This is a genomic window from Persicimonas caeni (assembly GCF_006517175.1).
Taxonomy (GTDB): Bacteria; Myxococcota_A; Bradymonadia; order Bradymonadales; family Bradymonadaceae; genus Persicimonas; species Persicimonas caeni.
The window spans coordinates 840,300-856,177 of record NZ_CP041186.1 but is presented as its reverse complement, the minus strand read 5'-3'; the positions used below and the strand labels follow the sequence as shown (position 1 = coordinate 856,177).

General features: G+C 62.8%; 13 protein-coding genes. 5 read left to right on the top strand and 8 right to left on the bottom strand.

Annotated features, from left to right (window positions below):
- Nucleotides 1–406: 406 nt before the first annotated feature.
- Nucleotides 407–1,693, bottom strand: a complete 1,287-nt coding sequence (locus tag FIV42_RS03230; RefSeq protein WP_168210359.1) for an IS4 family transposase — start codon at nucleotides 1,691–1,693, stop codon at nucleotides 407–409.
- Between the two features lie 460 nt (nucleotides 1,694–2,153).
- On the opposite strand from FIV42_RS03230, the gene sctV reads away from it, so the two are divergent.
- Complete coding sequence (sctV, locus tag FIV42_RS03225; protein ID WP_141196280.1) at nucleotides 2,154–4,265, top strand: type III secretion system export apparatus subunit SctV; 2,112 nt, start codon at nucleotides 2,154–2,156, stop codon at nucleotides 4,263–4,265.
- Between the two features lie 173 nt (nucleotides 4,266–4,438).
- Here sctV and FIV42_RS03220 read toward each other — a convergent pair whose 3' ends face one another.
- Complete coding sequence (locus FIV42_RS03220) at nucleotides 4,439–5,134, bottom strand: hypothetical protein (protein WP_141196279.1); 696 nt, start codon at nucleotides 5,132–5,134, stop codon at nucleotides 4,439–4,441.
- A gap of 296 nt (nucleotides 5,135–5,430) precedes the next feature.
- Between FIV42_RS03220 and FIV42_RS03215 the strand changes: the two genes are divergently transcribed.
- Nucleotides 5,431–6,450 carry an FHA domain-containing protein gene (locus FIV42_RS03215; protein ID WP_168210358.1) on the top strand — a complete coding sequence of 340 codons (1,020 nt, stop codon included), beginning with the start codon at nucleotides 5,431–5,433 and terminating at the stop codon, nucleotides 6,448–6,450.
- A 66-nt stretch (nucleotides 6,451–6,516) separates the two neighbouring features.
- Here the strand turns inward: FIV42_RS03215 and FIV42_RS03210 are convergent, their stop codons facing one another.
- The 5 genes from FIV42_RS03210 to FIV42_RS03190 form a co-directional block, all read right to left on the bottom strand.
- Nucleotides 6,517–7,383 (bottom strand): alpha/beta fold hydrolase, encoded by an 867-nt coding sequence (locus FIV42_RS03210; protein WP_168210357.1) that lies wholly within the window; start codon nucleotides 7,381–7,383, stop codon nucleotides 6,517–6,519.
- On the bottom strand, nucleotides 7,370–7,948 hold the full coding sequence (gene pyrE, locus FIV42_RS03205; RefSeq protein ID WP_141196276.1) for an orotate phosphoribosyltransferase: 579 nt from the start codon (nucleotides 7,946–7,948) through the stop codon (nucleotides 7,370–7,372). Before pyrE ends, FIV42_RS03210 begins: the two co-directional genes overlap by 14 nt.
- A 190-nt stretch (nucleotides 7,949–8,138) precedes the next feature.
- Entirely contained in the window at nucleotides 8,139–8,849 is a 711-nt protein-coding gene (locus tag FIV42_RS03200; RefSeq protein ID WP_141196275.1) for a polymer-forming cytoskeletal protein, read from the bottom strand.
- A gap of 3 nt (nucleotides 8,850–8,852) precedes the next feature.
- A complete protein-coding gene (locus FIV42_RS03195; RefSeq protein WP_141196274.1) occupies nucleotides 8,853–9,170 on the bottom strand; it encodes a bactofilin family protein in 318 nt (105 codons plus the stop codon).
- A 66-nt stretch (nucleotides 9,171–9,236) separates the two neighbouring features.
- A complete protein-coding gene (locus tag FIV42_RS03190) occupies nucleotides 9,237–9,578 on the bottom strand; it encodes a bactofilin family protein (RefSeq protein ID WP_141196273.1) in 342 nt (113 codons plus the stop codon).
- 287 nt (nucleotides 9,579–9,865) lie between these two features.
- On the opposite strand from FIV42_RS03190, the gene FIV42_RS03185 reads away from it, so the two are divergent.
- The 3 genes from FIV42_RS03185 (at nucleotide 9,866) to FIV42_RS03175 (ending at nucleotide 15,133) form a co-directional block, all read left to right on the top strand.
- Nucleotides 9,866–12,370, top strand: a complete 2,505-nt coding sequence (locus FIV42_RS03185; RefSeq protein ID WP_141196272.1) for an Ig-like domain-containing protein — start codon at nucleotides 9,866–9,868, stop codon at nucleotides 12,368–12,370.
- Between the two features lie 87 nt (nucleotides 12,371–12,457).
- On the top strand, nucleotides 12,458–13,702 hold the full coding sequence (locus FIV42_RS03180; protein ID WP_141196271.1) for an OmpP1/FadL family transporter: 1,245 nt from the start codon (nucleotides 12,458–12,460) through the stop codon (nucleotides 13,700–13,702).
- Between the two features lie 207 nt (nucleotides 13,703–13,909).
- Entirely contained in the window at nucleotides 13,910–15,133 is a 1,224-nt protein-coding gene (locus FIV42_RS03175; RefSeq protein ID WP_168210356.1) for an OmpP1/FadL family transporter, read from the top strand.
- 6 nt (nucleotides 15,134–15,139) lie between these two features.
- Here FIV42_RS03175 and FIV42_RS03170 read toward each other — a convergent pair whose 3' ends face one another.
- Complete coding sequence (locus tag FIV42_RS03170) at nucleotides 15,140–15,877, bottom strand: lamin tail domain-containing protein (RefSeq protein WP_168210355.1); 738 nt, start codon at nucleotides 15,875–15,877, stop codon at nucleotides 15,140–15,142.
- Nucleotide 15,878 lies beyond the last annotated feature (1 nt).

Below are 15,878 nucleotides of genomic sequence, written 5' to 3'. Positions count from 1 at the left end.
GTCTGCGCTAGTAGGCAGATGCCCCCCCTATTTAAGAGGCATTGAATTGATTGTGCTGCTGTTGGGGGGAGGTGTCAAGTGTAGCGGGTTTGTGGCTTTAAGGACGGTTAGGAGGTGTTCTTGAGGAGCCTTGGGTTGATGTTTGTAGGCGTCACTGGTACCGGTTTAGCACTTCGTGCAAGTCTGGCGGGAGTCGTTGGTGCACTCAGTGCTGTGGTCGAATGTCGTCGGCAACGAGTGGGGCCGCGGTGCTTCGAGCTCTTCCAAAGCTACGCTATGCGAGCGAGATAACTGGGACCTGAGCATCCATACCTCTACTACAAGTCCGTTTGGGGTCACGACCCATGCGTGTTCGTTTAAGCGCAAACCCGCGTAGTTACTGGCTGAAACCGTCATCAAAGTCCTCCTACGCAGCATCCAATATGTCGAAGGAGCGCACCCGGTCGAGGTTCGGGTCGACCGCCTCGTGATAGATGAGGTCAAACAGGTCGAGCTTACTCGTTCGCCGATGCGCGACCATTTCCTCGAGGATAGCGCGTGCGTACGACTCGAAGACCTCCTGGAAGCGCAGCGCCGGTAGGTGTCGTCCGCGGTCGCGAAGTCGCATCGCCCACAGAAGCTTCTGTGAGACGAGCACCGCCAGAATGGACGCCCAGATCAGCGCCTTGACGATGTGCTCTTGCTGCGTCGGAAGCTGATGGAGTCGGCCGTGCGAGCGTAGCCTGCGGAACAGCAGCTCGACCTGCCACCGGAGCGCGTAGATGTGGCCGACATCCTCGGCCGAGAGCCGTTCCTGGCCGACATTGGTCACGTAGAAGTGGTACTCGCCGGTGTTGTCGTTGCGGATGCCGATCATGCGGAAGCGGCGGGTGATCTGGCGCTGTTTGCCGCGGTACCTTCTGAGTTTGACCGGCAGCTCGACCTCGACGTCGATCACTCTGCGGCGAAGACGGCCGACGACGTCCTGGAGTTTCTGGCCGACAAGGTCGATGCTTCGACCGGCGCAGGTTGTCAGGTTTTCAACGATGAGTGGGTTGGCGTTCGACTTCATCCGCGAGACGAAAAACCCGCCCTGGCGGTCGATGCGGTGAAACGGATGGAAGTTGCAGTAGCCCAGATCGAACAAGAGCAGGCAGCCTTTGACCCAACTGCCGACTCTGGTCCAAACGCCCTGATCGTGGGTGGTGCCATCGGAGAGTTTGACCCGCCCCGGACTGCCCGAGAGCACGTTCATGACCACGTGCAGCTTGAGGGCCGACTGACCGTCAGGACAGGCTGGGTAGACTGTTTGGAGCATGTCGTGGAGGCGTACAACCGTGGAATCGAGCGCCAGAAGCTTCTCGAAGCCCTGGATCATACGGCCCTGGTAGCTGTTGGCCGGGCCACTGCGGACCGCCAGCACATGCTCGACCAGTTTTTCCAGGAGCTTGGTCATCTGGGGCGTAAATCGGTTGTAGAAAGACGAAGAGGCCATCCGCTGGCCGCTGGCTTGCTCGAAAGAGCGCCGCAACGCGCTGAGCGTGCGTTTGGCGCCGGTCGGAAAACCCAGGATCAGCGACCAGACGAAGATGACGATGTCGACTTTGCGCTCGCGTTCGACCACGCCCAGCGCTTTGGCCAGGCTTTCGTCGAGCGTTTCGTGAATGAGCGTTGCAAGAAGATCGCGAAGCTGAGTACCCTGTCCGTGGGCCATCTGAACCTCCATGTTCTGTCGTAGTCTTAAGCAACCACGAGCAGAGCAGGTTCGATGGCCTTTTTCAATGCTCTCAGGCCGATTTTGGGCTTAAACGATCACGCATGGGTCACGACCTTCTATAAGCTTGTCTACAAGCACGGGCTACTTGCTGGATAACGGGAAATCAAGTCGTGCCCATGCGCCTGTTTCAACCGCGGAGCGCGGGGGGACGGGTTAGGAATGCGATAGTAATCGATTCCGATTCTTAGAGGCCGCCGGGCGAAATCGCCCGGCGGCCTTTTTCTTGGCAAGGCGTGAACAGAGAATTGCGTTCGGGAAACCGCTCCAGAAGCCCTTCTGGGGCGGTTTTTTGATCTTTTTTGAAAAAAGTACGCAACGAATCGGCCATCTCTGCCGAAAACCGTAATGAGGGGGTGTGTGGATGCCTCCCGAATCTGGTCGACACGATGGAGATGAGATGGCGGCGCGTGGAACTGGCGGACTCAAGCAATTCCTGACGAACTACAGCGACCTCGGTCTGGCGTTTTTGGTGGTCGGCATCATTGGTATGATGATCGTGCCGCTGCCGACCTTCTTGCTCGACCTCTTGCTCACGCTGAATATCACCATCGCGGTGACGCTGCTGATGGTCAGCTTGTATATCCCGAGCGCGCTCAAGATCAGCGCGTTTCCTGCCTTGTTGCTGATCACCACGCTCTTTCGCCTGGCGCTCAACGTCTCGTCGACACGGCTCATCCTGTTGCACGCCGACGCCGGCGAGGTCATCGAGTCGTTCGGCGAGTTCGTGGTGCAGGGCAATTACGTGGTGGGTGCGGTCATCTTCCTGATCTTGACGCTCATCCAGTTCATCGTCATCGCCAAGGGCAGCGAGCGTGTCTCGGAGGTCGCCGCGCGCTTCACCCTCGACGCGATGCCCGGCAAGCAGATGTCCATCGACGCTGATCTGCGCGCCGGTGCGTTCGACTTGGACGAAGCGCGGCGCAGGCGTGCGCTCGTTCAAAAGGAGAGCCAACTGTACGGGGCGATGGACGGCGCGATGAAGTTCGTCAAAGGCGACGCCATCGCCGGCGTGATCATCACCTCCATCAACATCATCGCGGGCATGGTCATCGGTATCTTGCAAAATGGCATGCCGGCAGCTGACGCGGCTTCGACGTACACGCTGCTGACCATCGGTGACGGCCTCGTCAGTCAGATTCCCGCGCTGCTCATCTCGACCACCGCCGGCATCATCGTCACCCGCGTTGCCTCCGAGGACGACGGTGTCGACCACCTGGGCGGCGATATCTTCACCCAGCTCATCGCCCAGCCCAAGGCGATCGCCATCGCCGCCGGTCTGCTTGGGCTGCTCGCCATCATTCCGGGGCTGCCAACAGTGCCGTTCGTGATGATGGGAAGCGTCGTCGGTCTGGCTGCATGGGGACTGATGCGCGTCGATACGGCAGGATCTGGAGCGTTGTCGGAGGTTGAGGTCCAGGAGGTCGAGGAGGTCGAAAACGAGGCCAAGTCGGGCGCCCGCCAGGCTAGGGCGATGATCCCGGCGGTGACGCCGCTGAGCCTGGAAATCGGCAGCGCGCTGTCGGCCGAGATGGACGGCGAGCGCGAAGCGTGGCTCCGCGACATGATCCCGTCGATGCGCGAAGGGGTTTTCCACAAACTCGGCGTCAAGGTTCCTGGTGTGCGCGTACGTACCGGCTCGCGGCGCTGTCCGGCGCGTGGCTTCGTCATCAGCATCGACGAGGTGCCCGTCGCTTCGGCCGAGGTGCCCGCCGGAAGGCATCTGGCGAACGAGGACCCCGAGAGCCTGTCCGTCTTCGAGATCACCGCCGAACCGACGCGACACCCGGTCACCGGCCAGCCCGCCGCCTGGATCGACGCCGCTGATGCCGACACGGTCGAGTCTGCGGGCTATACCACCTGGGACGTCGCCGGCTACGTGTTGCTGCGGCTCACCGCCGCGCTCGAGGAGAACGCCAGCGACTTCGTCGGCTTGCAGGGGGTCCAACAGATGCTCGACCAACTCGAGGGACCGTATCCGGCGACGGTGCAAGAGGTCGTGCCCAAGCTTATCGCGCTGCCCGAGTTGACCGAGATCTTGAGGCGGCTGGCCGAGGAGGGCATTTCACTGCGAAACCTGCCGCGCATCCTCGAGGTGCTCGCCGATCGCGCCCAGAGCATCAAAGATCCGGTCGCTCTGACCGAAGAGGTGCGCGCCGGCTTGAGCCGCTACATCACCCACAAGTACGCCGGAACCGACGGCAGTGTGATTGTGTACGTGGTGGACCGAGAAGTTGAAGAGACGGTCGCTGGGGCCATCAGGCAGACCGACGAGGGCAACTTCCTGGCCTTGCCTCCCGACGTCACTCAGAAGCTCATGCGTGCGGTGCGCCAGCAAGTCGAGTCGGACGTGCAGGCCGGACGCGACGCCATCATCCTGACTGACCAGCGCGTGCGCCGCTACATGCGAAAGCTCGTCTCGCTCGAGATGCCCGAAGCTGTGGTGTTGTCGTATCAGGAGCTCGATCCGGCGCTGAAGATCCAGCCGATTGGTCGGATCGAGCTTGGTTGAGTGGTTGAGTGGTTGAGTGGTTGAGTGGTTGAGTGGTTGAGTGGTTTCTTGGCTGCAGGGCGTCGCGACCAGAACCGCTCCTGCCTGGCGGTCTCTTTGCGCAGGTCCCTCGACAGAGCGGACGAGTTCAACCACTCAACCACCAAACCACTCAACCACCAAACCACTCTAAGTCAGTTATCCTTCTCGTCGTCACTGTCGAGCGCCGCCGTGCGTGTCTTTCCGCCAAACGAGCGCAATCCCTCCGGTCCGCTCAACGTGCGGCCGACCGTTTCGGTCAGGTTGGCGCGGGCGGCTTCGAGGCTCGCCTCGCCGGTGTTGGTCTGCAGGAGCTTGCGGTTGAACCACATCGTCTCGCCGGTGGGGGCATAGACGAGCTTGGCCTGAAAGTGACTGACGATGCATGGCGAGCCGGCCTCCTCGGTCGTTTGAGAGGCACCGGCGATATCGGCGTGGTCGTTGTAGAGGGTCGGGTCGACCCGGCACTCGGTGCGCGTGTGGTAGACGACCTCGCCGAATAGCAGCGCTTCGGCAGGCAGCTTCCCCTCCTTGTAGAGCTTTTGGATGGTGGCGACTTCCAGGGAGGGGCGGCCGGCGTCTCGAGCCGGTTCGAAGTAGTTGCTCAACTCACTGCGCAACAGCACGCCCTCGTCGAAGGCCTTTGCCGCGTCGTTTTCGGCGAGGTGTTGCCGGAGCGCACGCGGGCCGACCACCTCGAAGCCGTCGGCCTCGAGAGCTTGAATCGCGGCCTCTTCGCTGGAGCGAAGCGCCTCGTCGAGCTCGTCGGCCGGCAAGCTGAAGGTGCCCATCGAGTAGAAGGGCGCCACCGCTACGCGCGGCACGTGTCGCTGCTCGAAGTCTGGACGCACGCCCACCTCCGGCGTGCTGGCACATGCTGCCACCAGGAGTCCCAATGAGATCAGCGTCGCCACACCCACATGTCGCAAGCCTAGTCGTTCCATGATATTTGGGCCTGAAAAATGTTCGAAAGCTCCCCGATTGTCCCCGTAGTACTGTATCATAAACACGGCTGCAGATGTGCGTACAATCTGGGGGCTCCCTCATCGCAGAGTTGCGGTCTTTGCAAAGACTTGTTACCACTTTGGGCGGCCCGAGGGACGGCTCGGGCGCACCTGCACGCGAAGACATCCTACGGAGTGGTGCCGTGATCAACTGCAAGAATTGTGGTCGTGAAAACGAAGACGAGTACAAGTTCTGTCTGGGCTGTGGCTCTGCGTTGCCCAAGCCTGAAGAGGCGCCCAAGAAGCAGGCGACGCCCGAGATGATCGACTGCCCGCATTGCGGGACGACGGTGCCGAGCAACTTCAAGTTTTGCGGTGCGTGCGGTGGCGCGATCAGCGCGGCGGCTCAGCCTCAGCCGGCCACACAGGCCGCGGCGCAGTCACAGCCGGAGCCGCAAGTGCAGTCTGCGCCTGCCCCATCCGAACCAGCCCAATCTCAGCCGGCCCAACCGTCTCAGCCTCAGGCTGCGCAAGCCCCCGCGCCCGCCGAAGAGCCCGCGCCTTCGCCCGAGAGCGACGTGGTCGGCCGGCTCATCGTCATCCGCCCCGACGGATCCGAAGGCGCCGAAATTGCACTGACCTCCGGCGAGCACACCCTCGGGCGAGACAGCGAAAAGAAAGCACTCTCGAGTGACCCCTTCCTGTCGCCGACGCACGCCACGTTTGCGTTTACCGGCGACGGCTTCAAGGTGCGTGATGAAGGCAGCCTCAACGGCGTCTTCGTTCGCATCCGCAACAAGGTCGAGCTCGAGCACGGCGACATGATTCGGATGGGCCAGGAGCTGCTTCGCTTCGAGCTCATCGACGAAGCGCCTGCGGTCATCGAGACGCTCGGCGAAGGGGACACCCAGGTCGCAGGAAGCCCGGCTAACGGCTACTGGGGCAGACTCTGCTTGGTCGCAGGCCCCGATATCGTCAGCCGCGCCTTCGAACTCGGCGACGATGACGTCACCCTCGGACGCGAGAGCGGCGACATTTTGTTCCGCGACGACGGCTTCGTCTCCGGCAAGCACGCGCGTGTGGGTCGCGAAGACGGCAAGCCCGTGCTCGAAGATCTCGGGAGCAGCAACGGCACCTACCGCCGTATTCGCCGCGAGACGCAGGTCGACGACGGGGATCTGCTGCTGATGGGCCAGCAACTGTTCCGACTTGTCGTGATTTAAAAGGCTGCGCATCCAGCGCCATCTAAGAGGCAGCCCTCGCTAGTTCACACCGGCGAGGGCTGCCTTTTATGTGCCCAGCCCGACCTTTCGCAAGAACTTCTCGATCGCGCCGTTGACCAACTCCGGCAATTCGATCGGTCCGACGTGCGTGCCGCCCGGCAGCACGATCAGCTCACTGTCTGCAATCTGATCGGCCATCTCTTCCGAGCGGAAGAGCGGGGTGAGCTCATCCTTTTCGCCGGCGATAATCAGCGCCGGCGCATCGACTCGTTCGAGCACATCTTCGGCCGAATGCTCGGCCACAGCGCTCAACAACGTCAGGAACACACGGATATCCATGTCGCCGACGTGCTCCAGGTACGGAATGAAGTCGACGCCGCGGGCGAGTCGCGTGTTGACGGCGGTCGCCATCGAAAGAATGTAGGAGAACTTGCTCGGCACTACCGTCTGCCAGAACGTCTGGGAGGCTTCGGGCACCGATTCGACCAGGCGCATCAGGTGGGGCAGGGCGTGGCCGAAAAAGTCGGTGTTGTAGAGGGTGTCGAGCGGGCGCTTGTAGCTTCCACAGATGGGAACGAGCGCGGCGACGCGGTCGGGATTGAGCCCGTAATACTCCAAGATGACCTGCACGCCCATCGAGTGGCCCACAAGCACCGCCGAGTCGAGCTCGAGGGCGTCGAGCACCGCGTCGAGGTCGCGCGCCATCTGCGGGATATTGAGCGTGGAGAGGTCTTCGGGGGCGTCGCTTTGCCCGTGGCCGCGGTAGTGCCAGCGCACAATGGTGTGCGCGTTGACGAATTCGTCGACGACGTACGGCCAGATAAAACCGTCACAGGCCAGACCATCGCACAACACGATGGCCGGGCCTGTGCCGGCGGTACCGTACCAAATCTGGGTGCCGTCTTCGGCGCTGAGAAAGCTACTTCTGTCCACTGAATTCGAGCAATTCGGAGAGGGTGAACAGACGGTGCATCTCGACGCCGGCCTCGGCCAGACGCTCGGCGCCGACATCTTCGCGGTCGACCACGCAGACGGCATGGCGAACGACCAGGCCGGCGTCACGCATGCGCTCGATGGCGTCGAGCGTCGAGCCGCCGGTGGTGATGACGTCGTCGATGGCGACAACTTCGTCGCCCTCCGACAGGCTGTCGGGGCGCTCGAGGTACTGTTGGGTGCCATGACCCTTGGCCTCTTTGCGCACGATGACCGCCGCCAGATCGCGACCCTCTTCCCAGGCCGCCATCGAGATGGCAGTCACCAGCGGGTCGGCTCCCAGCGTGAGTCCCCCCACGCCAGAAGCCTCGGCCGAGGCGTGTTGGACCAATTGCCACAGGCCGCGGCCGACCAACGTGGCACCATGGCCGGTCAATACCGTCTTTTTGACGTCGACGTAGACCGAGGCGGTCTTACCGCTGGCGAGTTCGAAGTCGCCGGTCTTGACCGACCGCTCGCACAGTAGATCGGCCAGATCCGTTCTCAATTCGGGCTCTTTAGCCATATTGTAGCTCTTTGGTTCGGGCTACTAAGGGGAACTTAGGGAAACTAAGTCGCTCGCTTCGCTCGCTGGTTACTTAAGGCAGCTTAGTAACCCTAAGTAACCCTAAGTAACCCTAAGTAACCCTAAGTAACCTTTAGTAACCCTAAGTAACCCTAAGTAACCCTAAGTAACCCTAAGTAACCCTTAGTAATCAGTCACCGGCTTCTTGAAGCCGCTCGATGAGCTCGTCTTTGGTCCCGCTGACCTGCAGGTCACGCTCGCGAAGCTCCTCGCGGAGCTCTTTGACGGTCAGATCCTGCAGTTCGCGCTTGCTCAAGTCGGTGACGTCGGCCTCTGCGGCCTCGCTGGACTCGGCGCCGACTTCCTCGGCTTCCTCGACCTCGCTCTCCTCCTCGACGGTCGTCGTCGTGGTGGTCGTCGTCGTGGTCGCGGTGCGAGCCGCCGGGGCGCTGCTAGCGCCTGCGCTCGTGCCTGCCGCCGGGCGAGCCGGGGCGCGGCTGGGGGCGGGCGTCGCTGCGCGAGCCGGAGTCGTGGTGGTGCGTGTCGTTGTGGTTCGCGTGGTTGCAGCGGCAGGCGCTGCGCCCTCGAGATCCATGGTCACTTCACCGGAGAACTGGGCGCCGTCGTCGACCTGGATGGCCGGGGCTTCGAGCGTGCCGACCACCCGGGCCGTCGCGGTCAGAAAGATACGCTCGCCGGCGACGATGTCACCACTGACGGCGCCCTCGATGACCGCTTCGCGCACGTTGATCGTGCCCGTCACCAGGCCGCCGTCGGCCACGGTGAGAGTTTCGGTGAGTTCGATTTCGCCGTCGACCCGACCCTGGACGGTAACGTCTGCATCGCCCGCGATGCGTCCGTCGATACGGGTGCCGGCGTCGATGATTGTCGGATCTGCCATGGTTTATTCCACGTCCATGTCGATGTGACCTTTGAAGCTCGCGCCGTCGGCAATCAGGATGCGCGGCGAGCGGATATCGCCGACCACGCGGCCCTCGGGGCGAATCTCGACGCGGTCGCCGGCGGCGATGTTGCCGGTGACGCTGCCGCTGATCTCGACCTCGGCGCTCTCGATGTCGGCCTCGACGACGCCGTCTTCGGCGACGTTGACCATCGCGTCGAGCGCGATGCGGCCTTTGACGGTTCCCTCGACGACGACGGGCGCGTCGCCCGAGATCTCTCCGTCGATGACGATTCCACTTCCAATAACAGTGTCAGCCATGGTGTAGCGTACTCCTTAAAAAATTGAGTCGGTATTTCTCAGAATGGGTGGGGGCTTGGCCCGTGACTACTCGGTGGCGGGCATGGCCACGTCCATATCGATGTTGCCGCGGAACCGGGCGCCTTCTTCGATGTTGATGCGCGGGGCGCGGATATTGCCGGTGACGGTGCAGCCGGCGAGCAGTTGGACCACCTCGCGAGCGACCACGTCGCCTTCGAGATAACCCTGGACGACCACGGTGTCGGCCTCGACGTCGGCGACGACGCGACCGCCCTCGTCGACGGTCAGTTGGTTATCGAGCGCGACGGTCCCTTCGATGGTGCCCTGGACGGTCACTTCCTGGTCGCCGGTGAGCCGACCGCTAACGGTAATCTGGGGGCCAATCGTACAGCTATCTGCTGGAGCCATCAGTCTAGATTCCTACACAAAAAGTTGATGTGGTGGACTTGATTGTCGGTGGGTTCGATGCGCCGCAAGACGCGCTTGTAGTTAACACTGAAATCGTATCGGTTCAAGATTTCCCCCGCCGAGTATCTCATCCATCTGTCGAAATCGCTTGTTTCTGCTCGTATATCTTATATATTCCGGCTACTACGAATTGAACCAAGGTAAGCGGCAAAGTTTTTCCGGGGGAGACTCCATTGATGTCGCATTGGTTGAATAGTGCATCACCTATTTGAGCCGTGGAGACGATAATGCGAACAAAGACGAGCAGAGTGGGGCGGTTGCGCGCGTGCGCGGTGGCCCTTGTGATGATGATGGTAGCCAGCGCATGTGCGCCGGATATCCCGCAGGACCCCGACGTCGAGCGCAATCAGATTGTGTTCGACTCCGAGACCGGCGCGATCCCGCTGCCGAGTGATCTGGCGCTCGAGGACGACGGCACGCTGCCCAACCTGGGCGACGGAACTCCGTCGGCACAGAATGACTTCTACGATTATCTGGACACGCTGCACGGATGGCTGCCGTCGACGCCGCTGACCGTGCCGGTGACCGGTGAGGTCGATCCAGAGACGCTGGCGGCTGAAGACGCGATGCTCTTTCGCTTGACCGAGTCGGGCGCCGAGATGCTCGACATCGGCAGCGTGGCCTTCGATGCCGACGCCAACGAAATCGTGATCACCCCCGCCGAGCCGCTCGAACTGGGCACCCAATACGGCTACGTGCTCACCGGTGACATTCAGGATACCGACGGCAACCCCCTCGTGACCGCGCAGACGCTGTTCTTCGCGTTGTCCAGTCAGCCGCTGGTGGACGAAGAGGGCAACATCACCAACGACCTGCTCGCTCAGGCGGCCAGCCCGGAAGAGGCCGCTCAGCTCGAGCAACTCCGCCAGTTCCTCTCGCCGGTCGTCGATGCGGCGATTGCCAACGGCGCCGAGCGTTCCAATATCCTGGCGGCCTCTCAGTGGCACACTGCCCTCGACCCGTTCGCCGTGTTCGACCCGACCGCCGGTGTGGTGCCGTTCCCCAACGAGTTCATCCGCGGTGACGACGGCAACGTGGGCCTGCCGCTTCCCGATGACGCCGATGACCTGACCACCGCCGTGATCACCGAGTTGAACAGCCGCGACGGCTTCTCGATCACGGCCGACGGTTGGCTGCCCATTCAGAGCACCAACCCGCTCGACCCGGCGACCATCACTCCCACCAGCATGCCGCTGGCTTACGTGCCCGGGCAGTTGCCCGAGTTGTATCCCGAGGATCGCTACTTCCTCGAGTACAACGAGGATTTCAGCGCCATCACGTTCGGCCCCACGGGCAGCCCGTTCGTCCAGGGCGTGACCACCGCCGGCCTGGCGACCACCGACATCACGGACACCGCCGGCCTGTCGCTCAAGCCGAGCTCGGCGTTCGTCTTCCTTCGCAGCCGTAACCCGGTCTTCGCCGATGGCGCGAGCACCGTCGAGCAGTTGAGCGACGAGCAGGCACAAGCTCTCGAAGACGCCCGCCAGGCCTACCAGCAGCTCTTCCTTGCGGCGCTGACGATTGGCTACGGCGACCGCGCCGAGATCTCGATTGCTTGGGCGTTCGACACCGACGTGGCCACCGAGTACCAGCAGCAGCTCAACGCCAAGGCCGAAGCGCTGGCCAACGAAGGCGGCTCACCGTCGGCCACGGCCGACCCGACTACCGCCGAGGCCGATCCGGCCGACTTCACCAACGTCGGTCTGATCCAGCGCCAGGCCGCCTACACCACCCAGTGGTTCATCGACCCGAGCGCGCCCGGTGGGCTGCTCGAGACGCCGACGACGCAGCCGGTGCCGGTCCAGATCACCGTCCCCTCGGACGCGAACTGCACCGCGCCGTACCCGGTGGTCATCCTCGGCCACGGCCTCGGCGGCGAGGCTGCCGGTGCCACCGGCGTGTATGCCGACCGACTGGCTGAAGAGTGCCTTGCCACCGTCTCGCTCGACTTCCCGCTGCACGGCGCGCGTACGCCGGACGGCGCCTCCTCCGGCGAGTTGTTCCTCACGGCCAACGCCATCGCCACCAAGAACAACTTCTTGCAGGCCGTCGTCGACCTGGCCGTGCTCACCGAGGTCATCAAAGAAGACGGGCTCGAGAACGCGCTCGACGCCGATGCCGGCACCGACTTGATCGACGAGACGAGCATCGGCTACGCCGGCGCCAGCCTCGGCTCGCTCATCGGCGTGAACTTCGTGGCCACTGACGGCGACGTCAACGTCACCGCGTTGACCGCGCCGGGTGCCAAGCTGACCGGCATCTTGCTCGAGGGAAGCCTCTCCGAACAGATTCTTCCCCAGCTTCCGGGCGACCTGCAGCCGGGCACCTTCGATTTCTTCCAGACCATCAACCTCCTGCAGTGGATCGTCGAGCCGGGTGACCCCTGGACGTTCGCCCCGCACGTGGCCGCCGAGCCGCTCTCGCCGGTGACCTACGATCCCAGCGCCGACGAATTCACCGTCGACGAGGGCACCAACCTGCCGAGCAACGAGATGCTCATCCAGATGGTCCAAGACGATGCGACCATTCCGAACTCGGCAACCGAGCGGCTGGCAACGGCCGTGGGCGTGTCGCTCGACGACACGACCTTCTCGGGTGTCGATCACGGATTCTTGGATGATGGCAACGCCGAAGCCGAGTGCGCGCTCGACCAGATCGCTGCTTGGCTCTCGAGCGGGTTGACCTCCGACGCCGCGCTTCCCAGCGAGTTGGAGAGCGCCTGCGGACTCTAAGAGACGGCAGATAAGCCCGCCGCAGCAGCTGCGGCGGGCGCTCGAGCCCCAATTTTTGGAAGAAAGTTTGTGATAGGAGATACAAAGATGAAGTCTTCGAAGTGTTTTTCCGCAGCGCTGCTCGCCGCCGGCCTCATCGCCGTGCCCGGCACAGCGCTTGGCGCCGGGTTCCAGAACACCGGCCATAGCGCCACGGCCACCGCCATGGGTTATACCGGCGCGGCCAACCCCAACGAACCCAACGCCAGCTACTACAACCCGGCGAGCATGGGCTTTCGCGACGGGTTTCGTATCTACCTGGGCGACACGATCATTTTGCCCAGCACCACGTACACCCCGGCCGACGGCGGCGCCGAGATCAGCACCGAGGCGCAGACCTTCCCGCCGCCCAACGCCCACATCGCCTACAACAACATCGCCGACACCGGCCTGTCGTTCGGCACGGGCCTGACCTTCTCGTACGGCCTCGGCATTGCCTGGCCGGACGAGTGGATCGGTCGCACCAACATCAAGAGCCAGGACCTACAGACGGCCAATATCAACCCCAACCTCGCCTACAAGATCCCGGGCGTCGATCTGTCGGTGTCCGCAGGTGCGCAGCTGGTCTTCGGGTCGGTCGAGATGCGCCAGTCGATCTTGCTTCGCGACGATCAATTCGCCGAAGCGCATCTGGCTGGTGAGGGCTTTGGCGTCGGCGCCGCGGCCGGGTTGATGTACAAGCCCACCGAAGAGCTGACGATCGGCTTCAACTACCGCAGCCGGGTCAGCCTGAACTTCGACGACGGCAAGATTCACTTCGAAGGCGAAGAGAATACCCCGCTCAACAGCACCTTCCGCGACAACCCGGGCACCGCCGAGATGAACCTGCCCGACCTGTTCGCGCTGGGCGTGGGCTACCAGCTCGACAAGTTGTTTTTGACCTTCGATTTCAACTACACGACCTGGTCGACCTACGACGAGCTCGTCCTCGAGATCGACACCGGCGGTGACGAGCAGGCGCTCGACGCGCTGACCATCGAGAACAACTGGGAAGACGCCATGGCCTTCCGCCTGGGCGCCCAGTACGAGGTCACCGACAACCTGCCGGTGCGCCTTGGCTTCGCCTACGACATGACTCCGATCCCGGATGAAACGGTGAACGCGTCGCTGCCGGGCAACGACCGCCTCGTCGGCTCGTTGGGTCTGGGCTACACCTGGAACGGCGTGCGCACCGACGTCGCCTACTCCATCGTGCAGGCCCTGGAGCGTGAGATCGAAAACGAGCGCGCCCCCAACGGCACCTACAGCACCACGGCGAACCTGTTCGCCATCAACGTGGGCTACGGGTTCTGATTGATCGAGCATACAGCCCCCCGCCGCCTCGCGCGGGGGGCGTCACAAATCGCCCATCCCTCCTCTCCTGTCACACTTCCCCCTTCACCTCTCCCCACCCCGCACCTAAGTTCAAGTCATACCTAGCATTACATAGCCAGACGTTCGGTTGCCTTTGGGAGGGAGACGATAATGATCTGTGTGAAACGGATTGGTGCAGCCGTTCTGATGACCATTGCTCTGGCAGTACCGCAAACGGTTTTCGGGGCGGGATTTCAAGAGACGACGCAAAGCGGGACGGCGGTCGGGATGGTCAACGCCGGGGTGGCCAACCCCGACGAACCCAACTCGAGCTACTACAACCCGGCGGCGATGGCCTTCAGGGACGGCTTGAAGGTCTACGCGGGCTCGTCGCTCATCATCCCCACAATTGACTACAAGCCGTTCGAGGGGGAAAACGGCGATGCGGAGACCGACAGTGAGTTCGGCATCTTCCCGCTGCCCAACTTTCATATGGAGTACGCCCTCAGCGAGAATCTGTCGGCCGGTATGGGCTTTGGGCTGACGGCACCTTACGGGTTGACCGTCGACTGGCCCAACGACTGGCGCGGACGTGAGGTCAACGAGTTCGTCCAGATCGCCACGCTGAGCGCCAACCCCAACTTGGCCTACGAGATCGGAGACACCGGCCTTTCCATCGCCGGCGGTGCGCAAATTGTCTACAGCTGGGTCGAGCTGCACCGAGACGTGCAGCTGACCGAAGATCAGTTTGTCCAGACTGAGCTCGGCGGCGACGGGTGGGGCTTCGGCGGGGTGGCCGCCGTGATGTACCGGCCCACCGACAACTTGACCTTCGGCGCGCAGTATCGCAGCCGATTCAACGTCGAGTACAAGGATGCCGAGGTGCATTTCGAGGGCGAAGAAGACACGCCGTTTTACTCGACCTTCCGCGACAACACCGGCACGGCCGACATCACCTTTCCCGATGCCCTCCACGCCGGCGTTGGTTACCAGTGGAACAAGCTCTTCTTGCAGTTCGAGGTGGGCTATACCATCTGGGATACCTTCGACGTCATCGACGTCGAGATCGACACCCAGGGAGACGAGGAGGCAATCTCGGGCTTCGAACTCGAGAACAGGTGGGAGAACGCCTTCGCGTTCCGCCTGGGCGGCCAATACGACGTCACACCGACCATTCCGGTTCGATTGGGCGTCGCCTATGACCGCTCACCGATCCCCGACGAAACGGTCAACGCGACGTTGCCCGGCAATGACCGCATCGCCGGTTCCATCGGGGCAGGCTACAAATTCATGGAAAACTGGCGCGTCGATGCCGCCTACGAACTGGTCGACGTGATGGAGCGTGAGATCCGCAACGATATCGGCCCGCGCGGAATCTACAATGCCATCGGTCATGTATTCACCGCCAACGTCGGCTGGGGCTACGAGTAAGCTCCACTATTCACATCCGTCGGCGAATCGCTGGCCCCCGGCACACCTGCCGGGGCTGGTCAGCCGGTCGGCCGAAATCTCGCTGTGCGGCACGAACTGCGCCCCGTCGAGCTGCGGTGACAATGTCAGCGCCTCGGCCGGGGCGTTTTCGTAATTGATCGCCCCCCAGACCTCACCGCCGGGACCGGCGAGCACCACGCTGCCGCCGCTATTTCCGAAGGCAAAGCGCGACTGGGCCACGCGCACCACCATGTCGTCTTGTTCGGCGGGCATGCCGCCGCCAAAGACGATTGCCGCCTGCCGGGGCTCGAGACAGGTGGGGCCGAAGACGAATTTGTCGGCCGAGCCGTTTCTGACGCTCACGCCGGTGATGTCGAGCACCTTCTCGGTGCGGTTGACCACCTCGACGAACTCGTCGTCGTAAGCGTCTCGCACCCCGTCGCCGTTGGCGTCTCCAGAGTCGCCGCCGGGCACGTTGACGAGCACTTCGTTAAGCACGAGCTCGCCTTCGGCGGGCGACTCCCCGCGTTCACAACCTGCGAGCTGCACATCTGCCGTGTCCGCACCCGCGGCGTCTTGCTGTACGAAGCCCACCGCCGGCACACACTCGCCGACCCGGCAGAATTGCTCGTCGGGGCACTCCGAGCTGCGACTGCAACTCCAAGCAGGCGGGTCGGCGCATCCGGTCACCCACAGCACGACAAGCGCGGCGAGATACCTGACGAAGTCTTCTGTCGCCCTCATC

What these genes read in the sequence shown, in the direction of transcription:
- FIV42_RS03230 (WP_168210359.1), bottom strand. Translation starts at nt 1,693, where the DNA reads ATGGCCCACGGACAGGGTACTCAGCTTCGCGATCTTCTTGCAACGCTC.
- sctV (WP_141196280.1), top strand. Translation starts at nt 2,154, where the DNA reads ATGGCGGCGCGTGGAACTGGCGGACTCAAGCAATTCCTGACGAACTAC.
- pyrE (WP_141196276.1), bottom strand. Translation starts at nt 7,948, where the DNA reads ATGGCTAAAGAGCCCGAATTGAGAACGGATCTGGCCGATCTACTGTGC.
- FIV42_RS03200 (WP_141196275.1), bottom strand. Translation starts at nt 8,849, where the DNA reads ATGGCAGATCCGACAATCATCGACGCCGGCACCCGTATCGACGGACGC.
- FIV42_RS03195 (WP_141196274.1), bottom strand. Translation starts at nt 9,170, where the DNA reads ATGGCTGACACTGTTATTGGAAGTGGAATCGTCATCGACGGAGAGATC.
- FIV42_RS03190 (WP_141196273.1), bottom strand. Translation starts at nt 9,578, where the DNA reads ATGGCTCCAGCAGATAGCTGTACGATTGGCCCCCAGATTACCGTTAGC.
- FIV42_RS03185 (WP_141196272.1), top strand. Translation starts at nt 9,866, where the DNA reads ATGCGAACAAAGACGAGCAGAGTGGGGCGGTTGCGCGCGTGCGCGGTG.
- FIV42_RS03180 (WP_141196271.1), top strand. Translation starts at nt 12,458, where the DNA reads ATGAAGTCTTCGAAGTGTTTTTCCGCAGCGCTGCTCGCCGCCGGCCTC.
- FIV42_RS03175 (WP_168210356.1), top strand. Translation starts at nt 13,910, where the DNA reads ATGACCATTGCTCTGGCAGTACCGCAAACGGTTTTCGGGGCGGGATTT.
- FIV42_RS03170 (WP_168210355.1), bottom strand. Translation starts at nt 15,877, where the DNA reads ATGAGGGCGACAGAAGACTTCGTCAGGTATCTCGCCGCGCTTGTCGTG.